General features: G+C 72.6%; 21 protein-coding genes. 18 read left to right on the forward strand and 3 right to left on the reverse strand.

The annotated features are described in order from the left end of the window. Positions 1–41 precede the first annotated feature (41 nt). Positions 42–542 carry a transcriptional regulator BldD gene (gene bldD, locus JT723_RS27250; RefSeq protein WP_073502771.1) on the reverse strand — a complete coding sequence of 167 codons (501 nt, stop codon included), beginning with the start codon at positions 540–542 and terminating at the stop codon, positions 42–44. A gap of 185 nt (positions 543–727) precedes the next feature. Here bldD and pyrR point away from each other — a divergent pair, with 185 nt between their 5' ends. The 14 genes from pyrR to JT723_RS27320 all read left to right on the forward strand — a co-directional run bounded on the left by pyrR (position 728) and on the right by JT723_RS27320 (position 17,805). Continuing rightward, positions 728–1,324, forward strand: a complete 597-nt coding sequence (pyrR, locus tag JT723_RS27255; RefSeq protein ID WP_205047458.1) for a bifunctional pyr operon transcriptional regulator/uracil phosphoribosyltransferase PyrR — start codon at positions 728–730, stop codon at positions 1,322–1,324. A 92-nt stretch (positions 1,325–1,416) separates the two neighbouring features. Next, on the forward strand, positions 1,417–2,400 hold the full coding sequence (locus JT723_RS27260; protein WP_205047459.1) for an aspartate carbamoyltransferase catalytic subunit: 984 nt from the start codon (positions 1,417–1,419) through the stop codon (positions 2,398–2,400). 2 nt (positions 2,401–2,402) lie between these two features. Further along, a complete protein-coding gene (locus JT723_RS27265) occupies positions 2,403–3,692 on the forward strand; it encodes a dihydroorotase (RefSeq protein ID WP_205047460.1) in 1,290 nt (429 codons plus the stop codon). Beyond that, positions 3,689–4,327, forward strand: coding sequence for a PH-like domain-containing protein (locus tag JT723_RS27270; protein WP_205047461.1), 639 nt, complete (start codon positions 3,689–3,691; stop codon positions 4,325–4,327). Before JT723_RS27265 ends, JT723_RS27270 begins: the two co-directional genes overlap by 4 nt. Continuing rightward, positions 4,324–5,457 carry a carbamoyl phosphate synthase small subunit gene (locus tag JT723_RS27275; protein WP_205047462.1) on the forward strand — a complete coding sequence of 378 codons (1,134 nt, stop codon included), beginning with the start codon at positions 4,324–4,326 and terminating at the stop codon, positions 5,455–5,457. Before JT723_RS27270 ends, JT723_RS27275 begins: the two co-directional genes overlap by 4 nt. Beyond that, the gene (gene carB, locus JT723_RS27280) at positions 5,450–8,761 is read left to right on the forward strand and encodes a carbamoyl-phosphate synthase large subunit (protein WP_205047463.1); all 3,312 of its coding nucleotides are present in this window, start codon (positions 5,450–5,452) and stop codon (positions 8,759–8,761) included. Before JT723_RS27275 ends, carB begins: the two co-directional genes overlap by 8 nt. Positions 8,762–9,071: 310 nt before the next feature. After that, a complete protein-coding gene (locus JT723_RS27285) occupies positions 9,072–10,181 on the forward strand; it encodes a quinone-dependent dihydroorotate dehydrogenase (protein ID WP_205047464.1) in 1,110 nt (369 codons plus the stop codon). Next, entirely contained in the window at positions 10,178–11,026 is an 849-nt protein-coding gene (gene pyrF / locus JT723_RS27290) for an orotidine-5'-phosphate decarboxylase (RefSeq protein ID WP_205047465.1), read from the forward strand. The genes JT723_RS27285 and pyrF overlap by 4 nt, the downstream gene beginning before the upstream one ends. A 324-nt stretch (positions 11,027–11,350) precedes the next feature. Beyond that, positions 11,351–11,674 carry an integration host factor gene (locus JT723_RS27295; RefSeq protein ID WP_031515413.1) on the forward strand — a complete coding sequence of 108 codons (324 nt, stop codon included), beginning with the start codon at positions 11,351–11,353 and terminating at the stop codon, positions 11,672–11,674. A gap of 37 nt (positions 11,675–11,711) precedes the next feature. Beyond that, positions 11,712–12,335 (forward strand): guanylate kinase, encoded by a 624-nt coding sequence (gmk, locus tag JT723_RS27300; RefSeq protein WP_205047466.1) that lies wholly within the window; start codon positions 11,712–11,714, stop codon positions 12,333–12,335. Between the two features lie 68 nt (positions 12,336–12,403). Beyond that, positions 12,404–12,676, forward strand: coding sequence for a DNA-directed RNA polymerase subunit omega (gene rpoZ, locus JT723_RS27305; protein ID WP_033174507.1), 273 nt, complete (start codon positions 12,404–12,406; stop codon positions 12,674–12,676). A gap of 117 nt (positions 12,677–12,793) precedes the next feature. After that, complete coding sequence (gene coaBC, locus JT723_RS27310; RefSeq protein ID WP_205047467.1) at positions 12,794–14,098, forward strand: bifunctional phosphopantothenoylcysteine decarboxylase/phosphopantothenate--cysteine ligase CoaBC; 1,305 nt, start codon at positions 12,794–12,796, stop codon at positions 14,096–14,098. 209 nt (positions 14,099–14,307) lie between these two features. Beyond that, positions 14,308–15,531 (forward strand): methionine adenosyltransferase, encoded by a 1,224-nt coding sequence (gene metK / locus JT723_RS27315; RefSeq protein ID WP_205047468.1) that lies wholly within the window; start codon positions 14,308–14,310, stop codon positions 15,529–15,531. A gap of 165 nt (positions 15,532–15,696) precedes the next feature. After that, positions 15,697–17,805, forward strand: a complete 2,109-nt coding sequence (locus tag JT723_RS27320) for a primosomal protein N' (protein ID WP_205047469.1) — start codon at positions 15,697–15,699, stop codon at positions 17,803–17,805. A 527-nt stretch (positions 17,806–18,332) separates the two neighbouring features. Here the strand turns inward: JT723_RS27320 and JT723_RS27325 are convergent. Further along, the gene (locus JT723_RS27325) at positions 18,333–18,785 is read right to left on the reverse strand and encodes a hypothetical protein (RefSeq protein ID WP_205047470.1); all 453 of its coding nucleotides are present in this window, start codon (positions 18,783–18,785) and stop codon (positions 18,333–18,335) included. A 162-nt stretch (positions 18,786–18,947) separates the two neighbouring features. On the opposite strand from JT723_RS27325, the gene def reads away from it, so the two are divergent. From def to JT723_RS27340, 3 genes are all read left to right on the forward strand, one after another. Then, positions 18,948–19,493 (forward strand): peptide deformylase, encoded by a 546-nt coding sequence (gene def, locus JT723_RS27330; protein ID WP_205047471.1) that lies wholly within the window; start codon positions 18,948–18,950, stop codon positions 19,491–19,493. Between the two features lie 31 nt (positions 19,494–19,524). Next, positions 19,525–20,457 carry a methionyl-tRNA formyltransferase gene (gene fmt, locus JT723_RS27335; protein ID WP_205047472.1) on the forward strand — a complete coding sequence of 311 codons (933 nt, stop codon included), beginning with the start codon at positions 19,525–19,527 and terminating at the stop codon, positions 20,455–20,457. Between the two features lie 63 nt (positions 20,458–20,520). Next, positions 20,521–21,963 carry an RsmB/NOP family class I SAM-dependent RNA methyltransferase gene (locus JT723_RS27340; RefSeq protein WP_372441388.1) on the forward strand — a complete coding sequence of 481 codons (1,443 nt, stop codon included), beginning with the start codon at positions 20,521–20,523 and terminating at the stop codon, positions 21,961–21,963. 428 nt (positions 21,964–22,391) lie between these two features. Here the strand turns inward: JT723_RS27340 and JT723_RS27345 are convergent, their stop codons facing one another. Further along, the gene (locus tag JT723_RS27345; RefSeq protein WP_205047474.1) at positions 22,392–24,512 is read right to left on the reverse strand and encodes an MMPL family transporter; all 2,121 of its coding nucleotides are present in this window, start codon (positions 24,510–24,512) and stop codon (positions 22,392–22,394) included. Positions 24,513–24,712: 200 nt separating this feature from the next. On the opposite strand from JT723_RS27345, the gene rpe reads away from it, so the two are divergent. Further along, entirely contained in the window at positions 24,713–25,378 is a 666-nt protein-coding gene (rpe, locus tag JT723_RS27350) for a ribulose-phosphate 3-epimerase (protein ID WP_205047475.1), read from the forward strand. The last annotated feature ends 79 nt before the right edge of the window (positions 25,379–25,457 follow it).

The raw sequence follows: 25,457 nt of genomic DNA on the forward strand, positions 1-25,457 counted from the left end.
GCCGCACGGGACAGGCGGCGGGACGTTTCTGCAGGTTTGAGCTAGTTCTCCTCGTGCTGGACCGCGCGCCGCGCGTCGGCGTCGAGCACACCCCAGCCGATGAGCTGCTCGGTCAGGACCGACGGCGACTGGTCGTAGATCACGGCGAGCGTCCGAAGGTCGTCCTGCCGGATCGACAGCACCTTGCCGTTGTAGTCGCCGCGCTGGCTCTGGATCGTGGCCGCGTAGCGCTGCAGCGGCCCCGCCTTCTCCGGCGGCACCTGCGACAGGCGCTCCAGGTCGAGCACGAGCTTCGGCGGCGGCTCCGCGGCCCCGCCGGGCGTCGTGCCCGGCAGCAGCTCCTGGACGGGCACGCCGTAGAAGTCGGCCAGTTCGGCGAGGCGCTGCACGGTCACGGCACGGTCGCCGCGCTCGTACGACCCCACGACCACTGCCTTCCAGCGGCCCTGGGACTTCTCCTCGACACCGTGCAGAGAAAGGCCCTGCTGCGTGCGGATGGCACGGAGCTTCGCTCCGAGCTGTTTGGCGTAATCGCTGGACATATGGCTCCCCGGACGGAAACTCGGTGACTCACTGTGAGGTTACGCAGCGTAATCCGTGCTCGTCAAGCCGAAAGGGTCCGACCGGTCCCTGACCTGCGCGGTCTGTGTCACCTGATACCGTGAAGCCGTACCCCCGACGTCCTTTAATGCCCGTCCCGTGAGGCGGGGAAGGAGGTCCCCGACCCATGGTCGAAGACCGCACCACCGCAGGACCGCAGGACCGACCGGTGCTCGAAGCACCCGACATCGCCCGCGTCCTGACCCGTATCGCCCACGAGATCGTCGAGCGCGCCAAGGGCGCGGACGACGTGGTGCTGCTGGGCATCCCCACCCGAGGGGTGTTCCTGGCCCGCCGGCTGGCCGGCAAACTCGCCGAGATCACCGGCCGCGAGACTGCGGTGGGCTCGCTCGACACCACCATGTACCGCGACGACCTGCGGCTGCACCCGCCGCGGGCACTGGCCACCACCGACATCCCCGGCGACGGCATCGACGGCCGGCTCGTCGTCCTGGTCGACGACGTGCTCTTCTCCGGCCGCACCATCCGCGCCGCCCTGGACGCGCTCAACGACATCGGCCGCCCCCGCGCGGTGCAGCTCGCCGTCCTGGTCGACCGCGGCCACCGCGAGCTGCCCATCAGGGCCGACTACGTCGGCAAGAACCTCCCGACCTCGCAGCGCGAGACCGTCAGGGTCCTGCTCGCCGAGCACGACGGGCGCGACAGCGTCCTGCTCGGCCAGCGCGAGCCCGGCGCACGCAACGGCAGAGCCGCGGACGAGTAGCGCCGCCACGCCAGGACCCCGCCCAGGGGTCCTGCGCCGCCGCATGCCCGCTCCGCCCGCCCCGCCAGGCCCCAGCACACCCGGAGACCCCGATGAAGCGCCACCTGATCTCGGCCGCGGACCTCACCCGTGACGACGCCCTGCTGATCCTCGACACCGCCGAGGAGATGGCCCGCGTCGCCGACCGGCCGATCAAGAAACTGCCGACCCTGCGCGGCCGCACCGTCGTCAACCTCTTCTTCGAGGACTCGACGCGGACCCGCATCTCCTTCGAGGCCGCCGCCAAGCGGCTGTCAGCCGACGTGATCAACTTCTCCGCCAAGGGCTCCTCGGTGTCCAAGGGCGAATCCCTCAAGGACACCGCGCTGACCCTGGAGGCGATGGGCGCCGACGCCGTCGTCATCCGGCACCACTCCTCCGGCGCCCCGCACCGGCTCGCCACCTCCGACTGGATCAACGCCTCCGTCGTCAACGCGGGCGACGGCACCCACGAGCACCCCACCCAGGCCCTGCTCGACGCCTTCACCATGCGCCGCCGGCTCTCCGGCGTCGGCCGCGACCTGGACGGCCGCCGGGTCACCGTCGTCGGCGACATCCTGCACAGCCGCGTCGCCCGCTCCAACGTCCTGCTGCTCACCACGCTGGGCGCCAGGGTCACCCTGGTCGCCCCGCCCACCCTGCTGCCGATCGGCGTCGAGCAGTGGCCCTGCGAGGTCTCCTACGACCTCGACGCGGTCCTGGCCAAGTCCGACGCCGTCATGATGCTGCGGGTGCAGCGCGAGCGGATGAACGCCGCCTACTTCCCCACCGAGCGCGAGTACGCCCGCCGCTACGGCCTGGACGGCCAGCGGATGGCCGCACTGCCCGAACACGCCATCGTCATGCACCCCGGCCCGATGAACCGCGGCATGGAGATCACCGCCGAGGTCGCCGACTCGCCCCGCTGCACCGCGGTCGAGCAGGTCGCCAACGGCGTCAGCACCCGCATGGCCGTGCTCTACCTGCTGCTCGGCGGCTCAGAACCGGCCATCAGCACCGACCGATCCGACAGCGCCCGCACCGAGGAGAGCAAGTGACCATGAGCGAGACCATCCTGATCCGCGGGGCGCGGATCCTCGGCGGCGCGGCCCAGGACGTCCTGATCAGCGGCGGCACCGTCACCGAGATCGGCACCGGCCTCGAAGCGCCCGGCGCCACCGTGGTCGAGGCCGCGGGCCACATCCTGCTGCCCGGCCTGGTCGACCTGCACACCCATTTGCGCGAACCGGGCCGCGAGGACTCCGAGACCGTGCTGACCGGCACCCGCGCCGCCGCGGCCGGCGGCTACACCGCGGTCCACGCCATGGCCAACACCTTCCCGGTCGCCGACACCGCAGGCGTCGTCGAGCAGGTCTGGCGGCTCGGCAAGGAGTCCGGCTACTGCGACGTCCAGCCGGTCGGCGCCGTCACCGTGGGCCTGGAGGGCAAGCAGCTCGCCGAACTGGGCGCCATGGCCGACTCCGCCGCCCAGGTGCGGGTCTTCTCCGACGACGGCAAGTGCGTGGACGACGCCGTCATCATGCGCAGGGCGCTGGAGTACGTGAAGGCCTTCGACGGCGTCGTCGCCCAGCACGCCCAGGAGCCGCGGCTGACCGAGGGCGCCCAGATGAACGAGGGCACCGTCTCCGGCGAGCTGGGCCTGACCGGCTGGCCCGCGGTCGCCGAGGAGTCGGTCATCGCCCGCGACGTCCTGCTGGCCGCCCACGTCGGCTCCCGGGTGCACATCTGCCACCTGTCGACCGCGGGCTCCGTCGAGATCGTCCGCTGGGCCAAGTCCAAGGGCTGGGACGTCACCGCCGAGGTCACCCCGCACCACCTGCTGCTGACCGACGAACTGGTCCGCTCCTACAACCCGGTCTACAAGGTCAACCCGCCGCTGCGCACCGAGGCCGACGTCATGGCGCTGCGCAAGGCCCTCGCCGACGGCACCATCGACTGCGTCGCCACCGACCACGCCCCGCACCCGCACGAGGACAAGGACTGCGAGTGGGCCGCCGCCGCCATGGGCATGGTCGGCCTGGAGACCGCGCTGTCCGTGGTCCAGCACACCATGGTCGACACCGGCCTGCTGGACTGGGCCGGCGTCGCCGACCGCATGTCCGCCCGCCCCGCCGCCGTCGGCAGGCTCGCCGGGCACGGCCGCCCGGTCGCCACCGGCGAGCCCGCGAACCTGGTGCTGCTCGATCCCGCATACCGTGGTGTGGTCAATCCCGCGGGCTTCGCCTCCCGCAGCCGCAACACCCCCTACGAGGGCCGCGAGCTGCCGGGCCGCGTCGTCGCCACCTTCCTGCGGGGCCGCGCCACGGTCATGGACGGGAAGCTCACATGACACCTGCCACACAGCTCGCCATCGCACTGGCCACCGCACAGGGCGAGGAGAAGCACTCGGCGAAGGTCACCGACTGGACCGACCGGATCGGCTGGATCGTCGGCCTGCTCCTGTTCGTCGGCCTCGTCTACTGGCTGATGCGCCAGGGCTGGCAGTGGCGCCGCACCCTGCAGGGCGGCCTGCCCGCACTGCCGCAGGCCCCCGAGGCGGCACGGACCGGGCAGCCCCTGCTGACCATGGGGGGCCGCTACCACGGCAGCACCACCGCAGGTCAGTGGCTCGACCGGATCGTCGCCCACGGCCTCGGCGTCCGCAGCCGGGCCGCGCTCACCCTCACCGAACAGGGCCTGGACGTGGACCGCACCGGCGCCCCCGGCTTCTTCGTGCCCGCCGCCGCCCTGCGCGGCGCCCGGCTCGACAAGGGCATCGCGGGCAAGGTGCTCACCGAGGGCGGCCTGCTGGTCGTCACCTGGGAGCACGGCGGCACCCTCATCGACTCCGGCTTCCGCTCCGACCGGGCCGCGGACCACCCGGCCTGGGTCGAGCACATCACCCGGCTCAGTGGCGACAGCGTCGTCGTCTTCACCGACACCAAGCCGGGCACCAGGCACCACGAGAAGGAAGGCGCACAATGACGACCTCCGCCCGGGCGGCCACGACGCCCGCCGTACTCGTCCTGGAGGACGGCCGCACCTTCAGCGGCCGCGCCTACGGGGCGGTGGGCGAGACCTTCGGCGAGGCGGTCTTCTCCACCGGCATGACCGGCTACCAGGAGACCCTGACCGACCCCTCCTACCATCGCCAGGTGGTCGTCATGACCGCCCCGCACGTCGGCAACACCGGCGTCAACGACGAGGACCCCGAGTCGTCGCGCATCTGGGTGGCGGGCTACGTCGTCCGCGACCCCGCGCGCGTCCCGTCCAACTGGCGCTCCCGCCGCTCCCTGGACGACGAACTCGCCGCACAGGGCGTCGTCGGCATCAGCGGCATCGACACCCGCGCCCTGACCCGGCACCTGCGCGAGCGCGGCGCTATGCGGGTCGGCATCTTCTCCGGCAACGCGCTCGCCGACGAGGGCACCCTGCTCGCCCGGGTCCGGCAGGCCCCCGAGATGACCGGCGCCGACCTGTCCGCCGAGGTCGCCACCGACGAGCCGTACGTCGTCCCCGCCGTCGGCGAACGGCGCTTCACCGTCGCCGCACTCGACCTCGGCATCAAGGGCATGACCCCGCACCGGATGGCCGAGCGCGGCATCGAGGTCCACGTGCTGCCCGCCACCGCGAGCGTCGAGGACGTCTACGCCGTCGCCCCCGACGGCGTCTTCCTGTCCAACGGCCCCGGCGACCCCGCCACCGCCGACCTCACCGTCATCCAGGCGGTCCTGGAACGCGGGACCCCGCTGTTCGGCATCTGCTTCGGCAACCAACTCCTCGGCCGGGCGCTCGGCTTCGGCACGTACAAGCTCAAGTACGGCCACCGCGGCATCAACCAGCCCGTCCAGGACCGCGCCACCGGCAAGGTCGAGGTCACCGCGCACAACCACGGCTTCGCCGTGGACGCCCCGCTCGACGAGGTCAGCGACACCCCCTACGGCCGCGCCGAGGTCAGCCACGTCTGCCTCAACGACCAGGTGGTCGAGGGGCTCCGGCTGCTCGACCGCCCGGCATTCAGCGTGCAGTACCACCCCGAGGCCGCCGCGGGCCCGCACGACGCCGCGTACCTGTTCGACCGCTTCACTCAGCTCATGGAGGCCCAGCGTGCCTAAGCGCACCGACATCCAGTCCGTTCTGGTCATCGGTTCGGGTCCGATCGTCATCGGTCAGGCGGCGGAGTTCGACTACTCGGGTACGCAGGCGTGCCGGGTGCTCAAGTCCGAGGGTCTGCGGGTGGTGCTGGTCAATTCGAACCCGGCGACGATCATGACGGATCCGGAGATCGCGGATGCGACGTATGTCGAGCCGATCACTCCGGAGTACGTGGCGAAGATCATCGCGAAGGAGCGGCCGGACGCGCTGCTGCCGACGCTGGGTGGTCAGACGGCGTTGAACACGGCGATCTCGTTGCACGAGGACGGGACGCTGGCGGAGTACGGGGTGGAGTTGATCGGCGCGAACGTCGAGGCGATCAACAAGGGCGAGGACCGGGAGCTGTTCAAGGGCGTCGTGGAGGCGGTGAACGCGAAGATCGGGCACGGCGAGTCGGCGCGTTCGGTGATCTGCCACTCCATGGACGACGTCCTGGCCGGGGTGGAGACCCTGGGCGGTTACCCGGTGGTGGTGCGCCCGTCGTTCACGATGGGCGGCGCCGGTTCCGGTTTCGCGCACGACGAGGACGAGCTGCGGCGGATCGCCGGGCAGGGCCTGACGCTGTCTCCGACCACGGAGGTGCTCCTTGAGGAGTCCATCCTGGGGTGGAAGGAGTACGAGCTGGAGTTGATGCGGGACCGGCATGACAACGTGGTGGTGGTGTGCTCGATCGAGAACTTCGACCCGATGGGCGTGCACACCGGCGACTCGATCACGGTGGCGCCGGCGATGACGCTGACCGACCGGGAGTACCAGGTGCTGCGCGACATCGGCATCGCGGTGATCCGTGAGGTCGGTGTCGACACCGGCGGGTGCAACATCCAGTTCGCGGTGAACCCCGAGGACGGCCGGGTCATCGTGATCGAGATGAACCCGCGGGTGTCGCGCTCCTCGGCGCTGGCGTCGAAGGCGACGGGTTTCCCGATCGCGAAGATCGCCGCGCGGCTCGCGGTGGGCTACACGCTGGACGAGATCCCCAACGACATCACGTTGAAGACGCCGGCGTCGTTCGAGCCGACGCTGGACTACGTCGTCGTCAAGGTGCCGCGGTTCGCCTTCGAGAAGTTCCCCGCGGCCGATGCGACGCTGACCACGACGATGAAGTCGGTGGGTGAGGCGATGGCGATCGGCCGGAACTTCACCGAGGCGCTGAACAAGGCGCTGCGGTCGCTGGAGAAGAAGGGCTCGCAGTTCGACTTCGTCTCCCCCGTGGGGGACAAGGCGGAGCTGCTGGCGTCGGCGGGGGTGCCGACCGACGGGCGGATCAACACCGTCATGGACGCGATCCGCGCCGGCGCCACCCCCGAGGAGGTCTTCGCGGCCACCAAGATCGACCCCTGGTTCGTCGACCAGCTCTTCCTGATCCACGAGTACGCGGTGGAGCTGGCCGCAGCCGACCGGTTGGATCCGGAGCTTTTGGCCGAGGCCAAGCGGCACGGGTTCTCCGACGCCCAGATCGCCGGCATCCGCTCGCTGGGCGAGGACGTCGTCCGCGAGGTCCGGCACGCGCTCGGCATCCGCCCGGTCTACAAGACCGTCGACACGTGCGCGGCGGAGTTCGCGGCTGCGACCCCGTACTTCTACTCCTCCTACGACCAGGAGACCGAGGTCGCGCCACGGGCGAAACCCGCGGTGATCATCCTGGGGTCGGGGCCGAACCGGATCGGGCAGGGCATCGAGTTCGACTACTCCTGCGTCCACGCCTCGTTCGCGCTGCACGACGCGGGGTTCGAGACGGTGATGGTCAACTGCAACCCCGAGACCGTCTCCACGGACTACGACACCTCCGACCGCCTCTACTTCGAACCCCTGACCCTGGAAGACGTCCTGGAGATCGTCCACGCCGAGACCGTCGCGGGGCCGGTGGCGGGTGTGGTCGTCCAGCTCGGCGGCCAGACACCCCTGGGCCTGGCCCAGGCGCTCAAGGACAACGGGGTGCCCGTCGTGGGTACGTCTCCTGAGGCGATCCATCTGGCCGAGGACCGGGGGGCGTTCGGACGGGTGCTGGCCGAGGCCGGACTGCCCGCGCCGAAGCACGGCACCGCCACCTCGTTCCCCGGGGCGAAGGCCATCGCGGACGAGATCGGCTACCCCGTCCTGGTCCGGCCCTCCTACGTGCTGGGCGGGCGGGGCATGGAGATCGTCTACGACGAGGCCCGCCTGGCCTCGTATATCGCGGAGTCCACCGAGATCGGTGCGGACCGGCCCGTGCTGGTCGACCGGTTCCTCGACGACGCGATCGAGATCGACGTCGACGCCCTCTACGACGGCCACGAGCTGTACCTGGGCGGGGTGATGGAGCACATCGAGGAAGCCGGTATCCACTCCGGCGACTCCGCGTGCGCCCTGCCCCCCATCACGCTGGGCGGGCACGACATCAAACGGCTGCGCGCGTCGACCGAGGCCATCGCGGCCGGTGTCGGGGTGCGGGGGCTGATCAACATCCAGTTCGCGCTGGCCGGGGACATCCTCTACGTCCTGGAAGCCAACCCGCGTGCGTCGCGGACCGTGCCGTTCACCTCCAAGGCGACCGCGGTGCCGCTGGCGAAGGCCGCCGCCCGGATCTCCCTGGGCGCCACCATCGAACAGCTGCGGGCCGAGGGGATGCTGCCCGCGAGCGGGGACGGGGGGACGCTGCCGCTGGACGCGCCGATCTCGGTCAAGGAAGCGGTGCTGCCCTGGTCCCGTTTCCGGGATCCGCAGGGGCGGGGGGTCGATACGATCCTCGGTCCGGAGATGCGCTCGACCGGTGAGGTCATGGGCATCGACGCGGTCTTCGGGACGGCATATGCGAAGTCGCAGGCCGGTGCGTACGGTGCGCTGCCGACCAAGGGCCGGGCCTTCATCTCGGTCGCCAACCGGGACAAGCGGGCGTTGATCTTCCCGGCCCGGGCGCTGATCGAGCACGGCTTCGAGCTGCTGGCCACGTCCGGGACGGCGGAGGTCCTTCGGCGCAACGGGATCCCGGCGCGGGTGGTCCGCAAGCAGTCCGAAGGCACAGGGCCCGGCGGGGAGCCCACCGTGGTGACACTGATCCACGAAGGCGAGATCGACCTCATCGTCAACACCCCCTTCGGCACCGGGGGCCGCCTGGACGGCTACGACATCCGCACCGCCGCCGTCGCCCGCGGCATCCCCTGCCTGACCACCGTCCAAGCACTCGCCGCCGCGGTCCAGGGCATCGATGCGCTGACCTCCGGTGGGATCGGGGTGTGCTCCTTGCAGGAGCATGCGGCTCGGCTCACCGCGAGCCGGGGCGAATAACGCCCCCCGCCGACCGCGGTGGCTGGGGGGTGCCGCTGCGGTCGGCGGTGCCCCCCAGGGGCGCGGGGAACTGCGCGCTCAGCTCCCACCCACGCGCGGGTCGTCACCGGCCCGAAGGGGCTGTTCGGTCTGTGCCGGACCACCGGCCGCGAGCGAAGCGAGATGGGGGCACCCCCAGGCAAAGCCCTGGGGGAGGGCTGAGCGCGCAGTTCCCCGCGCCCCTGTCAGGCGCCGTCCTGCGCAAGGGTGCGCGCCCACGGGGGACAGAACCAGGCCCGGACGGGCGCAGCGTACGAGACAAGGCGAGGCCATGTACCACCTGTTCTTTCGGCTGGTCTTCCGCAGGATGGACGCCGAGAAGGCGCACCACCTGGCGTTCAGGTGGATCAGGGCCGCCGCCCGCGTCCCCGGTCTGCGGGCGGCGATCGCCGCCGTGCTGGCGCCGTCGCACGCGAGCCTGGCGACGACCGCGCTGGGGCAGCGGATGCGGGGGCCGTTCGGCCTGGCGGCCGGGTTCGACAAGAACGCCGTCGCGATCGACGGCATGTCGATGCTGGGGTTCGACCACGTCGAGATCGGCACGGTCACCGCGCAGCAGCAGTCGGGCAACCCGGCGCCGCGGCTCTTCCGGCTGGTGGGGGACCGGGCGCTGATCAACCGGATGGGCTTCAACAACGACGGCTCCGCCGCCGTCGCCGCCCGGCTGGCCCGGCGGCGCACGGTCTTCCCGACGACCGTCGGCGTCAACATCGGCAAGACGAAGGTCGTCCCCGAGGGTGAGGCCGTACAGGATTACGTCACCTCGGCCGAGCGGCTGGCGCGGTACGCCGACTACCTGGTCGTCAACGTGTCCTCGCCGAACACCCCTGGGCTGCGGAACCTGCAGGCGACCGAGGCGCTGCGGCCGCTGCTCGCGGGCGTACGGGAGGCCGCGGACCGTGCGGTCACCGGGCGGCGGGTGCCGCTGCTGGTGAAGATCGCGCCGGATCTGGCGGACGCCGACGTGGACGCGGTCGCGGACCTGGCGGTGGAGCTGGGGCTCGACGGCATCATCGCGACGAACACCACGATCGCCCGCGAGGGGCTCGGCCTGACCTCGGACCCCGCGGTGGTCGCGCAGACCGGCGGGCTGTCCGGCGCCCCGCTCGCCGACCGCTCGCTGGAGGTGCTGCGGCGGCTGTACGCGAGGGTGGGCGACCGGATCACCCTGGTCGGCGTCGGCGGTGTCGAGACCGCGGAGGACGCCTGGCGGCGCATCCTCGCCGGTGCCACCCTCGTACAGGGGTACAGCGCCTTCGTCTACCAGGGGCCGTTCTGGATGCGCGCGGTCCACAAGGGGCTGGCCGCCAGGCTTGCCGCGAGCCCGTACGCCACCCTCGCCGACGCGGTCGGCGCCGACACCAGGAAGGTCACCTCATGACGACCGAGCGGCAGGAAGCCTTCGGCGCGCGGCTGCGCCGCGCCATGGACACCCGCGGGCAGCTGTGCGTGGGCATCGACCCGCACGCGTCGCTGCTGGCCGACTGGGGCCTCGACGACGGTGTCGCGGGACTTGAGCGCTTCACCATGACCGTGGTGGAGGCGCTGGGCGAGCAGGTCGCGGTCTTCAAGCCGCAGTCCGCGTTCTTCGAGCGCTTCGGCTCGCGCGGCATCGCGGTGCTGGAGCGCGCGGTGGCCCAGGCCCGGGAGGCGGGCGCGCTGGTGCTGATGGACGCCAAGCGCGGCGACATCGGCTCGACGATGGCCGCGTACGCCGCCACATATCTGGACAAGGGCTCGCCGCTGTTCAGCGACGCGCTCACGGTGAGCCCCTACCTGGGCTTCGGCTCGCTGCGGCCCGCCCTGGACGCGGCGCGGATCTCCGGCTCCGGCGTCTTCGTGCTGGCGCTGACCTCGAACCCGGAGGGCGCGCAGGTGCAGCGGGCCGCGGCGGGCGACGGCCGGTCGGTCGCGCAGCTGATGCTGGACGACATCCGGGCGGAGAACGCCGGCGCGGCACCGCTCGGCTCGGTCGGCGCGGTGGTGGGTGCGACGCTGGGCGAGGCGGGCGTGGACCTGGCGGTGAACGGCCCCCTGCTGGCCCCCGGTGTCGGCGCGCAGGGCGCGACGCCCGCGGACCTCCCGGGTGTCTTCGGCGCGGCACTCGGGAATGTGCTGCCGAGCGTGAGCCGCGGGGTGCTCAGGCACGGCCCGGACGCGGCCGCGCTGCGTGCCGCAGCCGCGCGCTACACCGACGAGGTGCGCGAGGCCGTCGAAGGGGTCTGATCCGTTCGACGGAAGGCCGCTGGGAGCGGGGCAATAGTGCGGTAATACCGTCCGGTAATGCGGTCGAATATCGAACCGAAAAAGGGCCGGTTTCAACCACCGGCGTGATTGGGGCCGCGAGGTGTTCCGCTTTGTCCCAAATATCCCCTCGGATCGAGGCTGACCAGGACTTTTCGTTGGTTCTCGCTGACTTGAGCCGTCCGGACCGCTAGTCTCCGACAGGAGCGCGCAGTTCACCCGCGCGGCTCTTCGTCCCGCAGGTGCGGGGCGAGTGTGTTTCACACGGTCCATATCCGATTGCTCTACATCCGAGGTGACGTAGGCGTGGCTCTTCCGCCCCTTACCCCTGAACAGCGCGCTGCCGCGCTCGAAAAGGCCGCCGCGGCTCGCCGGGAGCGCGCCGAGGTCAAGAACCGACTCAAGCACTCCGGCGCCTCCCTTCACGAGGTCATCAAGCAAGGCCAGGAGAACGACGTCATCGGCAAGATGAAGGTCTCCGCCCTGCTCGAATCCCTCCCCGGTGTCGGGAAAGTGCGCGCCAAGCAGATCATGGAACGGCTCGGCATCTCCGAGAGCCGCCGAGTGCGCGGTCTTGGCTCGAACCAGATCGCGTCTCTGGAGCGCGAGTTCGGCGGTACCGCCGCCTGAGGTCCCGGCACCTCCGGGAACCAGGGATAATCGCTCCATGAGCAATGCAGTCTCCCGGGGGGCAACGCGCCCCCTCGCTTCGCAGGGGGTCGCACCGACCCCCCCGGTCAGACGTCCGCGGCTGACCGTGCTCTCCGGCCCCTCGGGGGTCGGCAAGAGCACGGTCGTCGCACATCTGCGCACGGTGCATCCCGAGGTCTGGCTCTCGGTGTCGGCCACGACCCGCAAGCCGCGCCCCGGCGAACAGCACGGTGTGCAGTACTTCTTCGTCGACGACGACGAGTTCGACAAACTCGTCGCGAACGGCGAACTGCTGGAATGGGCCGAATTCGCCGGCAACCGCTACGGCACACCCCGCCGTGCGGTGCTCGACAAGCTCAGCGCGGGCGAGCCGGTGCTGCTGGAGATCGACCTCCAGGGCGCCCGGCTCGTCCGCGAGTCCATGCCGGACGCCCACCTGGTCTTCCTCGCCCCGCCCAGCTGGGACGAACTGGTCCGCCGGCTCACCGGCCGCGGCACCGAGTCGCCCGAGGTGATCGAGCGGCGGCTCGCCGCCGCCCGCATCGAACTGGCCGCCGAGTCCGAGTTCGACCAGACCCTTGTCAACACCTCCGTCGAGGATGTAGCGCGTGAGCTGCTAGCCTTGATGGAGATTGTCTGAACGCCGTGAGTTTCCCCGCCTGCCGCTTTCGCGGCCGGCGCCATCCAATCAGTAGGGGTAGGTAGAGCGTGTCCTCTTCCATCACCACGCCCGAGGGCATCATCAACCCGCCGATCGACGAGCTGCTCGAGGCCACCGACTCCAAGTACAGCCTGGTGATCTACGCGGCCAAGCGCGCGCGCCAGATCAACGCGTACTACTCGCAGCTCGGCGAGGGCCTGCTGGAGTACGTCGGCCCGCTGGTGGACACCCACGTCCACGAGAAGCCGCTCTCGATCGCACTGCGCGAGATCAACGCGGGTCTGCTGACCTCGGAGGCCGTCGAGGCCCCCGCGCACTGACGCGCTCGCGCACGTACGGCATCCGTACGGCAGCACACCACAGGCCCGGCGGCGCGACCGCCGGGCCTGTGGTGTGTCATGGGACGAGCGGTTCCTTCGACACCTGCGGGAGAGACGATGACGCGCGAGGCTGACGGCGGGCACACGGCGGGCGGCAGGCCACGGGTCGTACTCGGGGTGAGCGGCGGCATCGCCGCCTACAAGGCCTGCGAGCTGCTGCGCCGGCTCACCGAGTCGGGCCACGACGTCACGGTCGTGCCCACCGACTCCGCCCTGCACTTCGTCGGCGAGGCCACCTGGTCCGCGCTGTCCGGCAACCCCGTCTCGACCCGGGTCTGGGACGGCGTCCACGAGGTGCCGCACGTCAGGATCGGCCAGCACGCCGACCTGGTGGTCGTCGCCCCCGCCACCGCCGACCTGCTCGCCAGGGCCGCCCACGGCCTGGCCGACGACCTGCTCACCAACACCCTGCTCACCGCCCGCTGCCCGGTCGTCTTCGCGCCCGCCATGCACACCGAGATGTGGGAGCACCCCGCCACCCAGGAGAACGTCGCCACCCTGCGCCGCCGCGGCGCCGTCGTCATCGAGCCCGCGGTCGGCCGGCTCACCGGCGTCGACACCGGCAAGGGCCGGCTGCCCGACCCCGCCGAGATCTACGAGGTCTGCCGCAGGGTGATCGCCCGCGGCCCCGGGGCGCGCGACCTGGCAGGGCGCCATGTCGTCGTCAGCGCCGGCGGCACCCGGGAGCCGCTGGACCCCGTCCGCTACCTCGGCAACCGCTCCTCGGGCAAGCAGGGCTACGCGCTGGCCCGTACCGCGGTCGCCCGCGGCGCCAGGGTGACCCTGGTCGCCGCCAACACCGCGCTGGCCGACCCGGCGGGCGCCGACGTGGTCCGGGTCGGCACCGCCGCGCAGCTGCGGGAGGCGGTGCTCAAGGCCGCGGGCGACGCCGACGTCGTGGTCATGGCCGCCGCCGTCGCCGACTTCCGGCCCGCCGACTACGCCGCCGCCAAGATCAAGAAGAAGGACGGGGAGGAGCCCCCGCCGCTCGCCCTGGTCCGCAACCCCGACATCCTCGCCGAGCTGTCCGCGGACCGGCCGCGCGGCGGGCAGCTGGTCGTCGGCTTCGCCGCCGAGACCGACGACGTCCTCGCCCACGGCCGCGCCAAGCTCGCCCGCAAGGGCTGCGACCTGCTGGTGGTCAACGAGGTGGGGGAGCACATGGCTTTCGGCCGGGAGGACAACGAGGCGGTCGTCCTCGGAGCGGACGGCAGCCAGACGCCGGTGCCGTTCGGCCCGAAGGAGGCGCTCGCCGACACGGTGTGGGACCTGGTCGCCGCCCGGCTGCCCGCAGCCGCCGCGGCGGAGCCCTCGGGGGAGTCCACGGGGACCTCCGCCGGGAAATCCACCGGTCGGCCGTAACGAAACGGACAAATCATCCGTTATGGTGGCGGTGCGGGGCTGATCGTCGTACCGCAGGACGCCGGGAAGCCGGTGTTGGCATATCCAAGGAACGAGATGCCGTGCCCGTCCGAGCGGCGCGACCGATAAACTGGCCGCGGAGTGCCGGGCGCAGCCCTGTGCACTCCGCCAAGATTCAGCCAGCAGCCGCTGCAACCCCAGGGAGCGATGTGTCCCGCCGCCTCTTCACCTCGGAGTCCGTCACCGAGGGCCACCCAGACAAGATCGCTGACCAGATCAGCGACACGATCCTCGACGCACTCCTGACGGCCGACCCCGCATCCCGGGTGGCCGTCGAGACGATGATCACGACCGGCCAGGTGCATATCGCGGGCGAGGTGACGACGACCGCCTACGCGGACATCGCCACCCTGGTGCGCAACAAGATCCTCGACATCGGGTACGACTCGTCCAAGAAGGGCTTCGACGGCGCCTCGTGCGGTGTCTCGGTGTCCATCGGCGCGCAGTCCCCCGACATCGCGCAGGGCGTCGACACCGCCTACGAGAAGCGGGTCGAGGGTGCCGCGGGCGAGGGCGCCGACGACGACCTGGACAAGCAGGGCGCCGGCGACCAGGGCCTGATGTTCGGGTACGCCTCCGACGAGACGCCCGAGCTGATGCCGCTGCCGATCACGCTGGCCCACCGGCTCTCCAAGCGCCTCACCGAGGTCCGCAAGAACGGGACCATCCCGTACCTGCGCCCCGACGGCAAGACCCAGGTCACCATCGAGTACGACGGCGACAAGGCCGTACGCCTCGACACCGTCGTGGTGTCCTCGCAGCACGCCTCCGACATCGACCTGGAGTCGCTGCTCGCCCCCGACATCCGCGAGTTCGTCGTCGAGGTCGAGCTCAAGGCGCTCCTCGACGACGGCATCAAGCTCGACACCGAGGGCTACAAGCTGCTGGTCAACCCCACCGGGCGGTTCGAGATCGGCGGCCCGATGGGTGACGCGGGCCTCACCGGCCGGAAGATCATCATCGACACGTACGGCGGTATGGCCCGCCACGGCGGCGGGGCCTTCTCCGGCAAGGACCCGTCCAAGGTCGACCGCTCGGCCGCCTACGCGATGCGCTGGGTCGCCAAGAACGTGGTCGCGGCCGGTCTCGCCGCGCGCTGCGAGGTCCAGGTCGCCTACGCCATCGGCAAGGCCGAGCCGGTCGGTCTCTTCGTGGAGACCTTCGGTACGGAGAACGTCGATGTCGAGAAGATCGAGCAGGCCATCTCGCAGGTCTTCGACCTGCGCCCGGCCGCGATCATCCGCGACCTCGACCTGCTCCGCCCGATCTACGCGCAGACCGCCGCGTACGGTCACTTCGGCCGTGACGTCCCCGACTTCACGTGGGAGCGCACCGACCGCGTCGACGCCCTCCGCACGGCCGCGGGCCTCTAGCCCCACTGCCCCTTGCGGTAGGCCGTCGCCTACCGCGCCGTCGTGGCTCGTCGCGCAGTTCCCCGCGCCCCTGAAATCGCTCACCCTCTTCCAGAGGGCAAGCCACAAGGGGCGCGGGGAACTGCGCGCGCAACCACAGCGGTGCTGAGGCCGTTCTGTCACCGTATGTGGCACCTACGTGCGTTGTCGGAGCCGTCTGCAAGACTTCGTGGGGTGAGCCCCGAAGAACCCCCTGCGGCCGAGCAGCTCGCTCTGATCCGCACCACCGCGCGCAAAGCCAAACCCCGCACCTGGCGCGGAGCGCAACTGGCCGAGGGGCTGCCCGTCGCCCGCGTCCTCGTGGACAAGGGGCTGCTGCACCTCGACCAGTTCTTCGACTACGCCGTACCCGCGGCGATGGACGCCGACGCCCAGCCCGGCGTCAGGGTCCGCGTCCGCTTCGGCGCCCGGGTCGTCAAGGGGCACCGCGAGGGCGGCACCCTCCACGACGGCTTCATCGTCGAGCGCCGCACCGAGAGCGACTACGCAGGCCCGCTCGCCCCGCTGGCCCAGGTCCTCTCGCCCGAGGTCGTGCTGACCCCGGCGCTGCTCACCCTGTGCCGCCAGGTCGCCGACCGCTACGCCGGCGCGCTCGCCGACGTCGTCCAGCTCGCCGTCCCCCCGCGGATGGCCCGCGCCGAGAAGGACGCCTCGCCTGAGCCGCTGCCCGCGCCCGCACCGCCCGAGCCGGGCACCTGGTCCCGTTACGCCACCGGCCCCGCCTACCTGCAGGCCCTCGCCCGCGGTGACACCCCGCGGGCGGTCTGGCTCGCCCTCCCCGGGCCGCACTGGCCCGCCGAGCTGGCCCGCGCCGTCGCCGCGACGCTCGCCTCCGGGCGCGGCGCCCTGGCCGTCCTGCCCGACGGGCGCTCCGTCGCCCGCGCCGACGCCGCCCTCACCGAGCTGCTGGGCGAGGGCCGCCACGTCATGCTCACCGCCGACGCCGGCCCCGAGGAGCGGTACCGCCGCTGGCTCGCGGTCAGCCGCGGCGCGGTCCGCGCGGTCGTCGGCACCCGCGCCGCGATGTTCGCGCCCGTCGCCGACCTCGGCCTCGTCGCCCTCTGGGACGACGGCGACTCCAGCCACGCCGAACCGCACGCGCCGCAGCCGCACGCCAGGGACGTCCTGCTGCTGCGGGCCGCGGAGGAGCGCACCGCCTTCCTGCTCGGCGGCCTCACCGGCACCGTGGAGGGCGCGCAGCTCGTCGACAGCGGCTGGGCGCTGCCGCTGGCCGCCGCCCGCGAGCAGGTACGGGCCGCGGCGCCGCTGATCCGTACCGTCGGCGACGCCGACCAGGCCAGGGACGCCGCCGCCCGCGCCGCCCGGCTGCCCTCGCTTGCCTGGCAGGTCACCCGCGACGCCCTCGCCCGCGGCCCGGTCCTCGTCCAGGTGCCCCGGCGCGGCTACGTCCCCCGGCTGGCCTGCGACACCTGCCGTGCCGCCGCCAGGTGCGCGGCCTGCGCGGGGCCGCTGGAGCTGCGCGAGCGCGGCGGTACGCCGTCCTGCGGGTGGTGCGGGCGGCCCGCGGCGGACTGGCACTGCCAGGAGTGCGGGGGGTTCAAGCTGCGGGCACAGGTCGTCGGTGCGCGGCGCACCGCCGAGGAGCTGGGCCGCGCCTTTCCCCGGGTGCCGGTGCGGACGTCGGGGCGCGACACCGTACTCCCCTCGGTCGGTGCCGCGCCCGCGCTCGTCATCGCCACGCCGGGTGCGGAGCCGGTCGCGGAGGGGCCGGGTTACGCCGCCGCGCTGCTGCTCGACGGCTGGGCGCTGCTGAACCGGCCCGACCTGCGGGCGGCGGAGGAGGCGCTGCGGCGGTGGGCGGCTGCGGCGGCGCTGGTGCGGCCGGCGGGGGAGGGGGGCACCGTGCTGGTGCTCGCGGAGCCCACGCTGCGGCCCGTGCAGGCGCTTGTGCGGTGGGATCCGGCGGGGCACGCGGTGCGGGAGCTGGCGGAGCGGGCGGAACTGAGGTTTCCGCCCGTGTCGCGGATGGCGTCGGTGAGCGGGCCGGCCGCGGCGGTGGCGGAGCTGCTGGCGCTCGCGCGGTTGCCGCCGGGGACGGATCAGCTCGGGCCGGTTCCTGCGGGGCCTGCCGGCGGCGAGCGACTGCTCCTGCGGGTGCCGCCGGGGAGCGGCGCGGCGCTGGCCGCGGCGCTCAAGTCGGCGCAGGTCGCCCGTGCGACCCGGGGCGGCGGCGAGCCCGTCGCGGTCCGGCTCGACCCGACGGACATCGGCTAGGCCGTGTTTTGGAAGTAGCGCCGTCCGCCCACAGGGCGGGCCCCGCGGCGTCTGGTGCGTGCGATCGCAAGGCGGAGGGTCGTCCTCGTAGTGGGCCTGCTCGGACGACTCCGACAACGCAGCGAGCGTGCGTGCCAGGCGTCGCGGGGCAGGCGGGACTTCCAAAACACGGCCTAGGCCCTGCTTCCGGGTACGCCTGCCCTGTTCGGGGGGCGGTGCCGCTTCGGGGGTATCTCCTCGGCATGCGCGCCTTGGCTCTTCCCGAACGAGGCGGCGGGAGTCGCGCGCATGCCTGCGGGGACACCCCCGAATCGTCCCCTCCGGCGCGTCGGCGGCTGACGGTGAGCTGTCAGCCTGCGCAGGCACCCCCGTCGTCCCTGCGGGTGGTTGGCGGCGAGGTGGGCTTTGCTGCGCCAATGGTGCGGTGCCGGCCACTGGGGACCTGTCACCTGTCCCACTACCTGCACGGGTCTGGGGGCACCCCCACGCGGAGCTGTGGGGGAGGGTGGGAAAACGGTCCCACGCCGTCAGGCGTGGGGGCGGGGGCTGGGGAAGACGGGGTCGGCGGGCATGGAGCGGGCCGCCGGCACGGTGGGGAGGGCCTGGTCCTCGGGCGAGGAGGGGGGCGCCGCAGGGCGGCGGCCCCCGTAGCGGCGGTGCACCGCCTGCTTGGTGACCCCGAGTGCGGAGCCGACCGCGTCCCAGGAGAAGCCGAGCGAGCGGTCGAACTCGACCGCTGCGGTGACCAGCGTCTCGACACTGTCCCGAAGCTCCTGCGCGAGCCGCACCGTTGGCGCGGGCGCCCGCCCGTAGACCACGAAACCGGCCGTGGGGCCGCTGCGCCGCGGACGGTAGACGTTGCCCAGCTGAGCGGTGAGGGTCCGCAGCGCGTCCACCTGCCGGCGGACCCTCTCGATGTCCCTCACCAGCAGGTGCAGACTTGCCCGCGCCTGGGCGTCAGGGGTTGCGTGGTCGGGCATCAACAGGCCTCTCCAACCGACGGTTACATGGGTCGAACTCTCCTGACCAACGCGCCACCAGCCCTCGGAGTCACGCCCCGGGGGCGCGCGGCCGGGTGTGCACCCCTCTCGCTGGCCGAACTAGAATCGGCAGTCGTCCCCGTCCGGCAGGAGAAGCGCCCCGTGACCGTCAAGCCCATCCGCCTGTTCGGCGACCCGGTGCTGCGCATGACGGCGCGGCCGGTCACGACGTTCGACGCGGAACTGCGCACCCTGGTCAAGGACCTGACCGAGACGATGCAGGCCGCCCCCGGTGCGGGCCTTGCCGCGCCGCAACTGGGCGTGTCGCTGCGGGTGTTCACGTACTTCGTGGACGGCGAGCTGGGCCATCTGATCAACCCTGACCTGACGTTGACCGAGGAGGAGCAGGACGGCCCCGAGGGCTGCCTGTCGCTGCCCGGGCTGACGTACGACTGCCGGCGGGCGTACGGCGTCGTGGCGCGGGGCGTGAACATGTGGGGCGATCCGGTCACCGTGGAGGGCACGCAGCGGCTGGCCCGCTGCATCCAGCACGAGACCGACCACCTGGACGGCATCATCTTCGTCGACCGGCTCGATCCCGAACAGCGGGCCGCGGCGATGCGGGCGATCCGGGAGGCCGAGTGGGCGGGGGAGCCCGCGCCGCAGGTCAGGATCTCCCCGCACGGTACGTCCGGCCGTGCCCTGTGACACCGTCGAACCGAGAGGCACACCCCGCACGATGAAGCTCGTCTTCGCCGGCACCCCCGAGGTCGCCGTACCCGCGCTCGACGCCCTGATCGCCTCGGGACGGCACGAGGTCGCCGCCGTCGTGACCCGACCCGACGCCACCGCCGGCCGCGGGCGCAAGCTCGTGGCCAGCCCCGTGGCCGAGCGGGCCGCGGCCGCCGGGATCGAGGTGCTCAAGCCCGCCAGGCCGCGGGACGAGGACTTCCTCGACCGGCTGCGGGAGATCGCCCCCGACTGCTGCCCCGTCGTCGCCTATGGTGCGCTGCTGCCGAAGGTCGCACTGGACGTGCCCGCCCGCGGGTGGGTCAACCTGCACTTCTCGCTGCTGCCCGCCTGGCGCGGTGCCGCGCCCGTGCAGCACGCGGTGATGGCCGGCGACGAGGTGACCGGCGCCTCCACCTTCCTGATCGAGCAGGGCCTGGACTCCGGGCCGGTCTACGGCGTGGTGACCGAGGAGATCCGCGGCACGGACACCAGCGGCGACCTGCTGGGCCGGCTGGCGGTGAGCGGGGCGGGCCTGCTCGTGGCCACGATGGACGGCATCGAGGACGGCCGGCTCTCGGCCAGGCCGCAGCCCGCTGAGGGCGTCACCGTCGCCCCGAAGATCACCGTCGAGGACGCCGCCGTGGACTGGTCCGCGCCCGCGCTGCGGGTCGACCGGCTGATCAGGGGCTGCACCCCGGCTCCCGGTGCGTGGACCCTCGTCGGCGGCGAGCGCCTCAAGCTCGGTCCCGTCACGTTGGTGCCGGACCGTACGGACCTGGCGCCCGGCGAGCTGGCCGTCGGCAAGAACTCCGTGCACGTCGGCACCGGCAGCCACGCCGTCCTGCTGGGCGAGGTCCAGCCGCAGGGCAAGAAGCGGATGCCCGCGGCTGCCTGGTCCCGCGGCACCCACCTGCCCGCGGGCACCACCCTGGGCCGCTGAGCCGGGTCCGTCCAGGGTGGGACGTACGCTGGCGGGGAGCCGAGGACGAGGATGCGGAGCACTTTGAACGCGAAAGACCAGCAGAGACGCCCCCAGGGCACCCCCTACCGGCGCCCCCAGCGCGACCCCGTGCGGGTGCTCGCCTTCGAAGCGCTGCGTGCCGTCGACGAGCGCGACGCGTACGCCAACCTGGTGCTGCCCGGGCTGCTGCGGGCCGCCGAGCGCGAAGCCGCGGGCAAGGGCCGGGAGTTCGACCGGCGCGACGCCGCCCTGGCGACGGAGCTGGTCTACGGGACGCTGCGCCACCAGGGGACGTACGACGCCGTGCTCGCCGCGTGCGTCGACCGGCCGCTGCGCGAGGTCGACCCGCCGGTGCTCGACGTCCTCGCGCTGGGCGCGCACCAGTTGCTCGCCACCAGGATCCCGCCGCACGCGGCCGTCTCCGCCACCGTCGACCTCGCCCGGGTCGTGCTCGGCGAGGGCAGGGCGCGCTTCGTCAACGCGGTGCTGCGGCGGGTCGCCGCACAGGACCTCGACGGCTGGCTCGACCAGGTCGCGCCGCCCTACGACGAGGACGCCGAGCAGCACCTTGCCGTCGTGCACTCGCACCCGCGGTGGATCGTCTCCGCGCTGTGGGACGCCCTCGGCGGCGGGCGGGCCGGCATCGAGGACCTGCTGGCCGCCGACAACGAACGCCCCGAGGTCACCCTGGTGGCCCGGCCCGGCCGGTCCACCGCCGCCGAGGTCGCCGCGTCGCTGCCGGAAGGCGCCACCGAGCCGGGCCGCTGGTCCCCCTACGCCGTCCGCCTCGCCGAGGGCGGCGACCCCGCCGCGGTCGACGCGGTACGCGAAGGCCGGGCCGGCGTCCAGGACGAGGGCAGCCAGCTCGTCGCCGCGGCCCTCGCCGCGGTGCCCGTGGAAGGCCGCGACGAGCGGTGGCTCGACGGGTGCGCGGGGCCCGGCGGCAAGGCCGCCCTTCTCGCCGGCCTCGCCGCCGGGCGCGGCGCCACGCTCGTCGCCGCGGAGAAGCAGCCGCACCGGGCGCGGCTCGTCGCCCGCGCCCTTGCCGGGAATCCCGGCCCCTACCAGGTCGTCGTCGCCGACGGCACGCACCCGGCGTGGGCGCCGGGGTCCTTCGACCGGGTGCTCGTCGACGTGCCCTGCACCGGGCTCGGCGCCCTGCGCCGGCGGCCCGAGGCGCGGTGGCGGCGGCGCGAGGAGGACGTCAAGGGCTTCGCGCCCTTGCAGCGGGGGCTGCTGGCCGAGGCGCTGCGGGCGGTGCGGGTCGGGGGAGTCGTCGGGTACGCCACGTGCTCGCCGCACCCCGCCGAGACCCGGGCGGTCGTGGACGACGTCCTCGCCCGTACGCCTGGCGTCGACTTGCTCGACGCCCGGCCCTTCTTCCCTGACGTCCCGAGGCTCGGCCCCGGCCCCGACGTCCAGCTCTGGCCGCACCTCCACGGCACCGACGCCATGTTTTTGGCGCTCCTGCGCCGCACCGCCTGACGCCGGGTCCTCCCAGAGGGTGCCCCCTTCCCCCCGGCCCAGCCCCGGTCGTCCGGCCTCCACCCGGCGGTGGGCTGGTCGCGCAGCTCCCCGCGCCCCTTGAGGTCCTGCCTCTTGCGGTGCGTTGCCTGCCTGCGGCTGGGTTGTGACTTGTCGCGCAGTTCCCCGCGCACCTTGAGGTCCTGCCTCTTGCGGTGCGTTGCCTGCCTGCGGGGTTGTGGCTGGTCGCGCCGTTCCTCGCGCCCCTGGTTGTTGCCCGCTTCCCGCAGGGTGGGCGTCCCTTGGTCTGCGAGGGGGAGCGTTTTTCAGGGGCGCGGGGAACTGCGCGCCCCGCCCGAACGGGCGGAAGGAAAGCAACGCCACCGCAAGTGGCAATCACCCAGGGGCTCGGGGAACTGCGAGACAAGCCCACCGCAAGGGGCAGGGCCTCAGGGGCGCGGGGAACTGCGCGGGGTCTCCCTCGGGGAGAGGCGGGAGGGGAGCCAGATGCGGTCGCCGAGGTCCAAGGCGATCGCAGAGACAAGCACCGACCGGACGACGAACGTGTCGAGGAGCACCCCGAAAGCCACGGCGAAGCCGATCTCGGCGAAGGCGACGACGGGCAGCGTGCCCAGCACGGCGAACGTGCCGGCGAGCACGAGGCCCGCCGATGTGATGACGCCGCCCGTGGCGGCAAGCCCGGTGCGCACCCCCTCCCGCGTTCCCAGCGCGGCGCTCTCCTCCCGGATGCGGGTCATCAGGAAGATGTTGTAGTCGATGCCGAGGGCGACCAGGAAGACGAACACGAACAGCGGGAAGGCCGTGTCCTCGCCGGCGTAGCCGAAGACGTGGCGGAAGACGACGGAGCTGACGCCGAGGGCCGCGGCGAAGGACAGGACGACGGTCGCGATGAGCACCAGCGGTGCGACCAGGGCGCGCAGCAGCACCGCCAGGATGAGCATCACGACCAGCAGGATCACCGGGATCAGGAGCTTGTTGTCACGCGCGGACGCCTGCGCGGTGTCCTTGAGGACGGCGGACCCGCCGCCGACCTTGGCGTCGGCCCCGGGGATCCGGTGCAGGGTGGTGCGGGCACGGTCCACGGTGGTGCGGGCGGCGCTGCTGTCGGGGCGGTCGGTGAGGGTGGCTTCGAGGTAGACCAGGCCGTCCTTCTGCGGGGTCACCCCGGGCGGTGTGCCGACGGAGCCGGGGACGACGCCGGGGATGGCCCGCAGGGCCGAGGTGACCTGGGCCGCGGAGCCGGCGTCGGCGATGACGACCATGGGCTGGCCGCCGCCCGCGGGGAAGTAGCGGTCCTGGATGCGCTGGCCGACGACCGAGTCGGGGGTGTTGGTGAAGGTGTCGGCCTGGGCGAGGCCGACGGCCTTGACGGACAGCAGGCCGAAGCAGAGCACGCCGAGCGCGGCCGTCGTGGTGACCCACACGGCGCGGGGCCGGCGGCTGATCCGGCGGCCGATGCCCGCCCACACGCCGGTCCTGGTCGGCTCGGGGGTGCCGACGTGCGGGACGACCGGCCAGAAGACCCAGCGGCCGACGATGACCAGCAGTGCGGGGAAGAGGGTGACCATGGAGATGAGGGCGACGGCGACGCCGATGGCGGCGACCGGGCCGAGGCCGGAGGTGGAGTTCATGTCGGCGGCGAGCAGGCACAGCATGCTGAGCGCGACGGTGGCGGCGCTGGCGATGACGGCGGGTCCCGCCCGGTGCAGGGCGAGCGCCATGGCCTCGTGCCGGTCCTCGTGGTTGCGCAGCTCCTCGCGGTAGCGGGCGACGAGCAGCAGGGCGTAGTCCGTGCCGGCGCCGAAGACGAGGACGGTGAGGATGCCGGCGCTCTGCGCGTTGACGACCAGGCCCGCGTGCCGGGCGAGCAGGTAGATGAGTGCTTCTGCGGTGAACAGCGCGGCGACGACGGAGAGTACGGGCAGCAGGAGCAGGCTGAGGCTGCGATAGGTGATCAGCAGGATGACGATGACGACGGCGAGCGCCGCGTACAGCAGGGTGCCGTCGATGCCGGCGAAGGCCTTGTTGGAGTCGGCGGCGTAACCGCCGGGTCCTGTGATGTGGACCTGGAGCCCGTCGGCGTTCTGCCCGGCGATGGAGCGCAGTTGGTTGACCGCGTCCTCGACGGAGTTCCAGCCGCTCTCCTCGACGGTGATGGGCACGATGACCTGGGCGGCGCGCGGGGACTGCCTGCGGTCGAGCAGGGGGCCGACGGTGCGGGAGCCGATGATGCCGTGGGCGGTGGTGGTGCGCATGGCGGCGGTGTTGCGGCCGATGGTGGCGACGTCGGCGGGGGTGAGGCCGCCGGGGCGGGTGTAGACGACGACCGCGGGTGCGGACTCGGGCACGAACTTCTTCTGGAGTTCCAGGACCTTGGTGGACTCCGCCTGGCCCGGCAGCCAGCTGGCCGCGTCGTTCTTCTCGGCATCCATCAGCTTGGTCGCCAGCGGCGCGAGCGCCACCAGCACGACCAGCCACAGTACGAGCACGACCCATTTGCTGCGCCGCCCGCACACCAGGTGCGCCAACCGTCCCGCTTCGCCCGCCATCCGCGTGATCCCCCATGGTCCGCTCGGTGGTGGCCCCCGTGCTCTCCCGTGGGAGCCGGGAGAGCGGCCAGGCATCAGCATCGCACCGGTGTTCCGTTTCCGCTCGGTGGTTCCGTGTAGTGCGAGGGGCTTGTCACGCAGTGCGATCGGGGGGCGGGACGGGTTTTCCCCGGTGGTCGGGGATCTGGTTTGCTGGGCGCATGAGCGTGCAGATCAGCCCCAGCATCCTGTCCGCGGACTTCGCGCGGCTCGCCGACGAGGCGAAGGCCGTCGAGGGCGCCGACTGGCTCCATGTCGACGTGATGGACAACCACTTCGTACCGAACCTGACGCTGGGTCTGCCCGTGGTGGAGTCGCTGCGCAAGGCGACCGGCACGCCGCTCGACTGCCATCTGATGATCGAGGACCCGGACCGGTGGGCGCCGGCGTACGTCGAGGCGGGTGCGTCCTCGGTGACCTTCCACGCGGAGGCGGCGCGGGCCCCGGTCCGTATCGCCCGGGAGATCCGCCACAAGGGGGCACGCGCGTCGATGGCGCTGCGGCCCGCGACGCCGATCGAGCCGTACGAGGACCTGCTGCCCGAGCTGGACATGCTGCTGATCATGACGATCGAGCCGGGCTTCGGCGGCCAGCCCTTCCTGGACATCATGCTGCCCAAGATCCGCCGCACCCGGGCGCTGATCGACAAGCACGGCCTGGAGCTGTGGCTGCAGGTGGACGGCGGGGTCTCGGCGGAGACCATCGAGCGGTGCGCGGAGGCGGGCGCGGACAACTTCGTCGCGGGCACCGCGGTCTACGGCGCCGACGACCCGGCGGCGGCAGTGCGCGCGCTGCGGGAGCAGGCCGCCGCGGTCCACCGGCACTGACCGGGCCCCGGGCTACGCGCCCGTAACCCCCGGCGTCTGCGAGGATGAACGCGGAGCCGATCAGCAGGGCAACTGGGGA

The organism is Actinacidiphila bryophytorum, from assembly GCF_016916835.1.
Lineage (GTDB): Bacteria > Actinomycetota > Actinomycetes > Streptomycetales > Streptomycetaceae > Actinacidiphila > Actinacidiphila bryophytorum.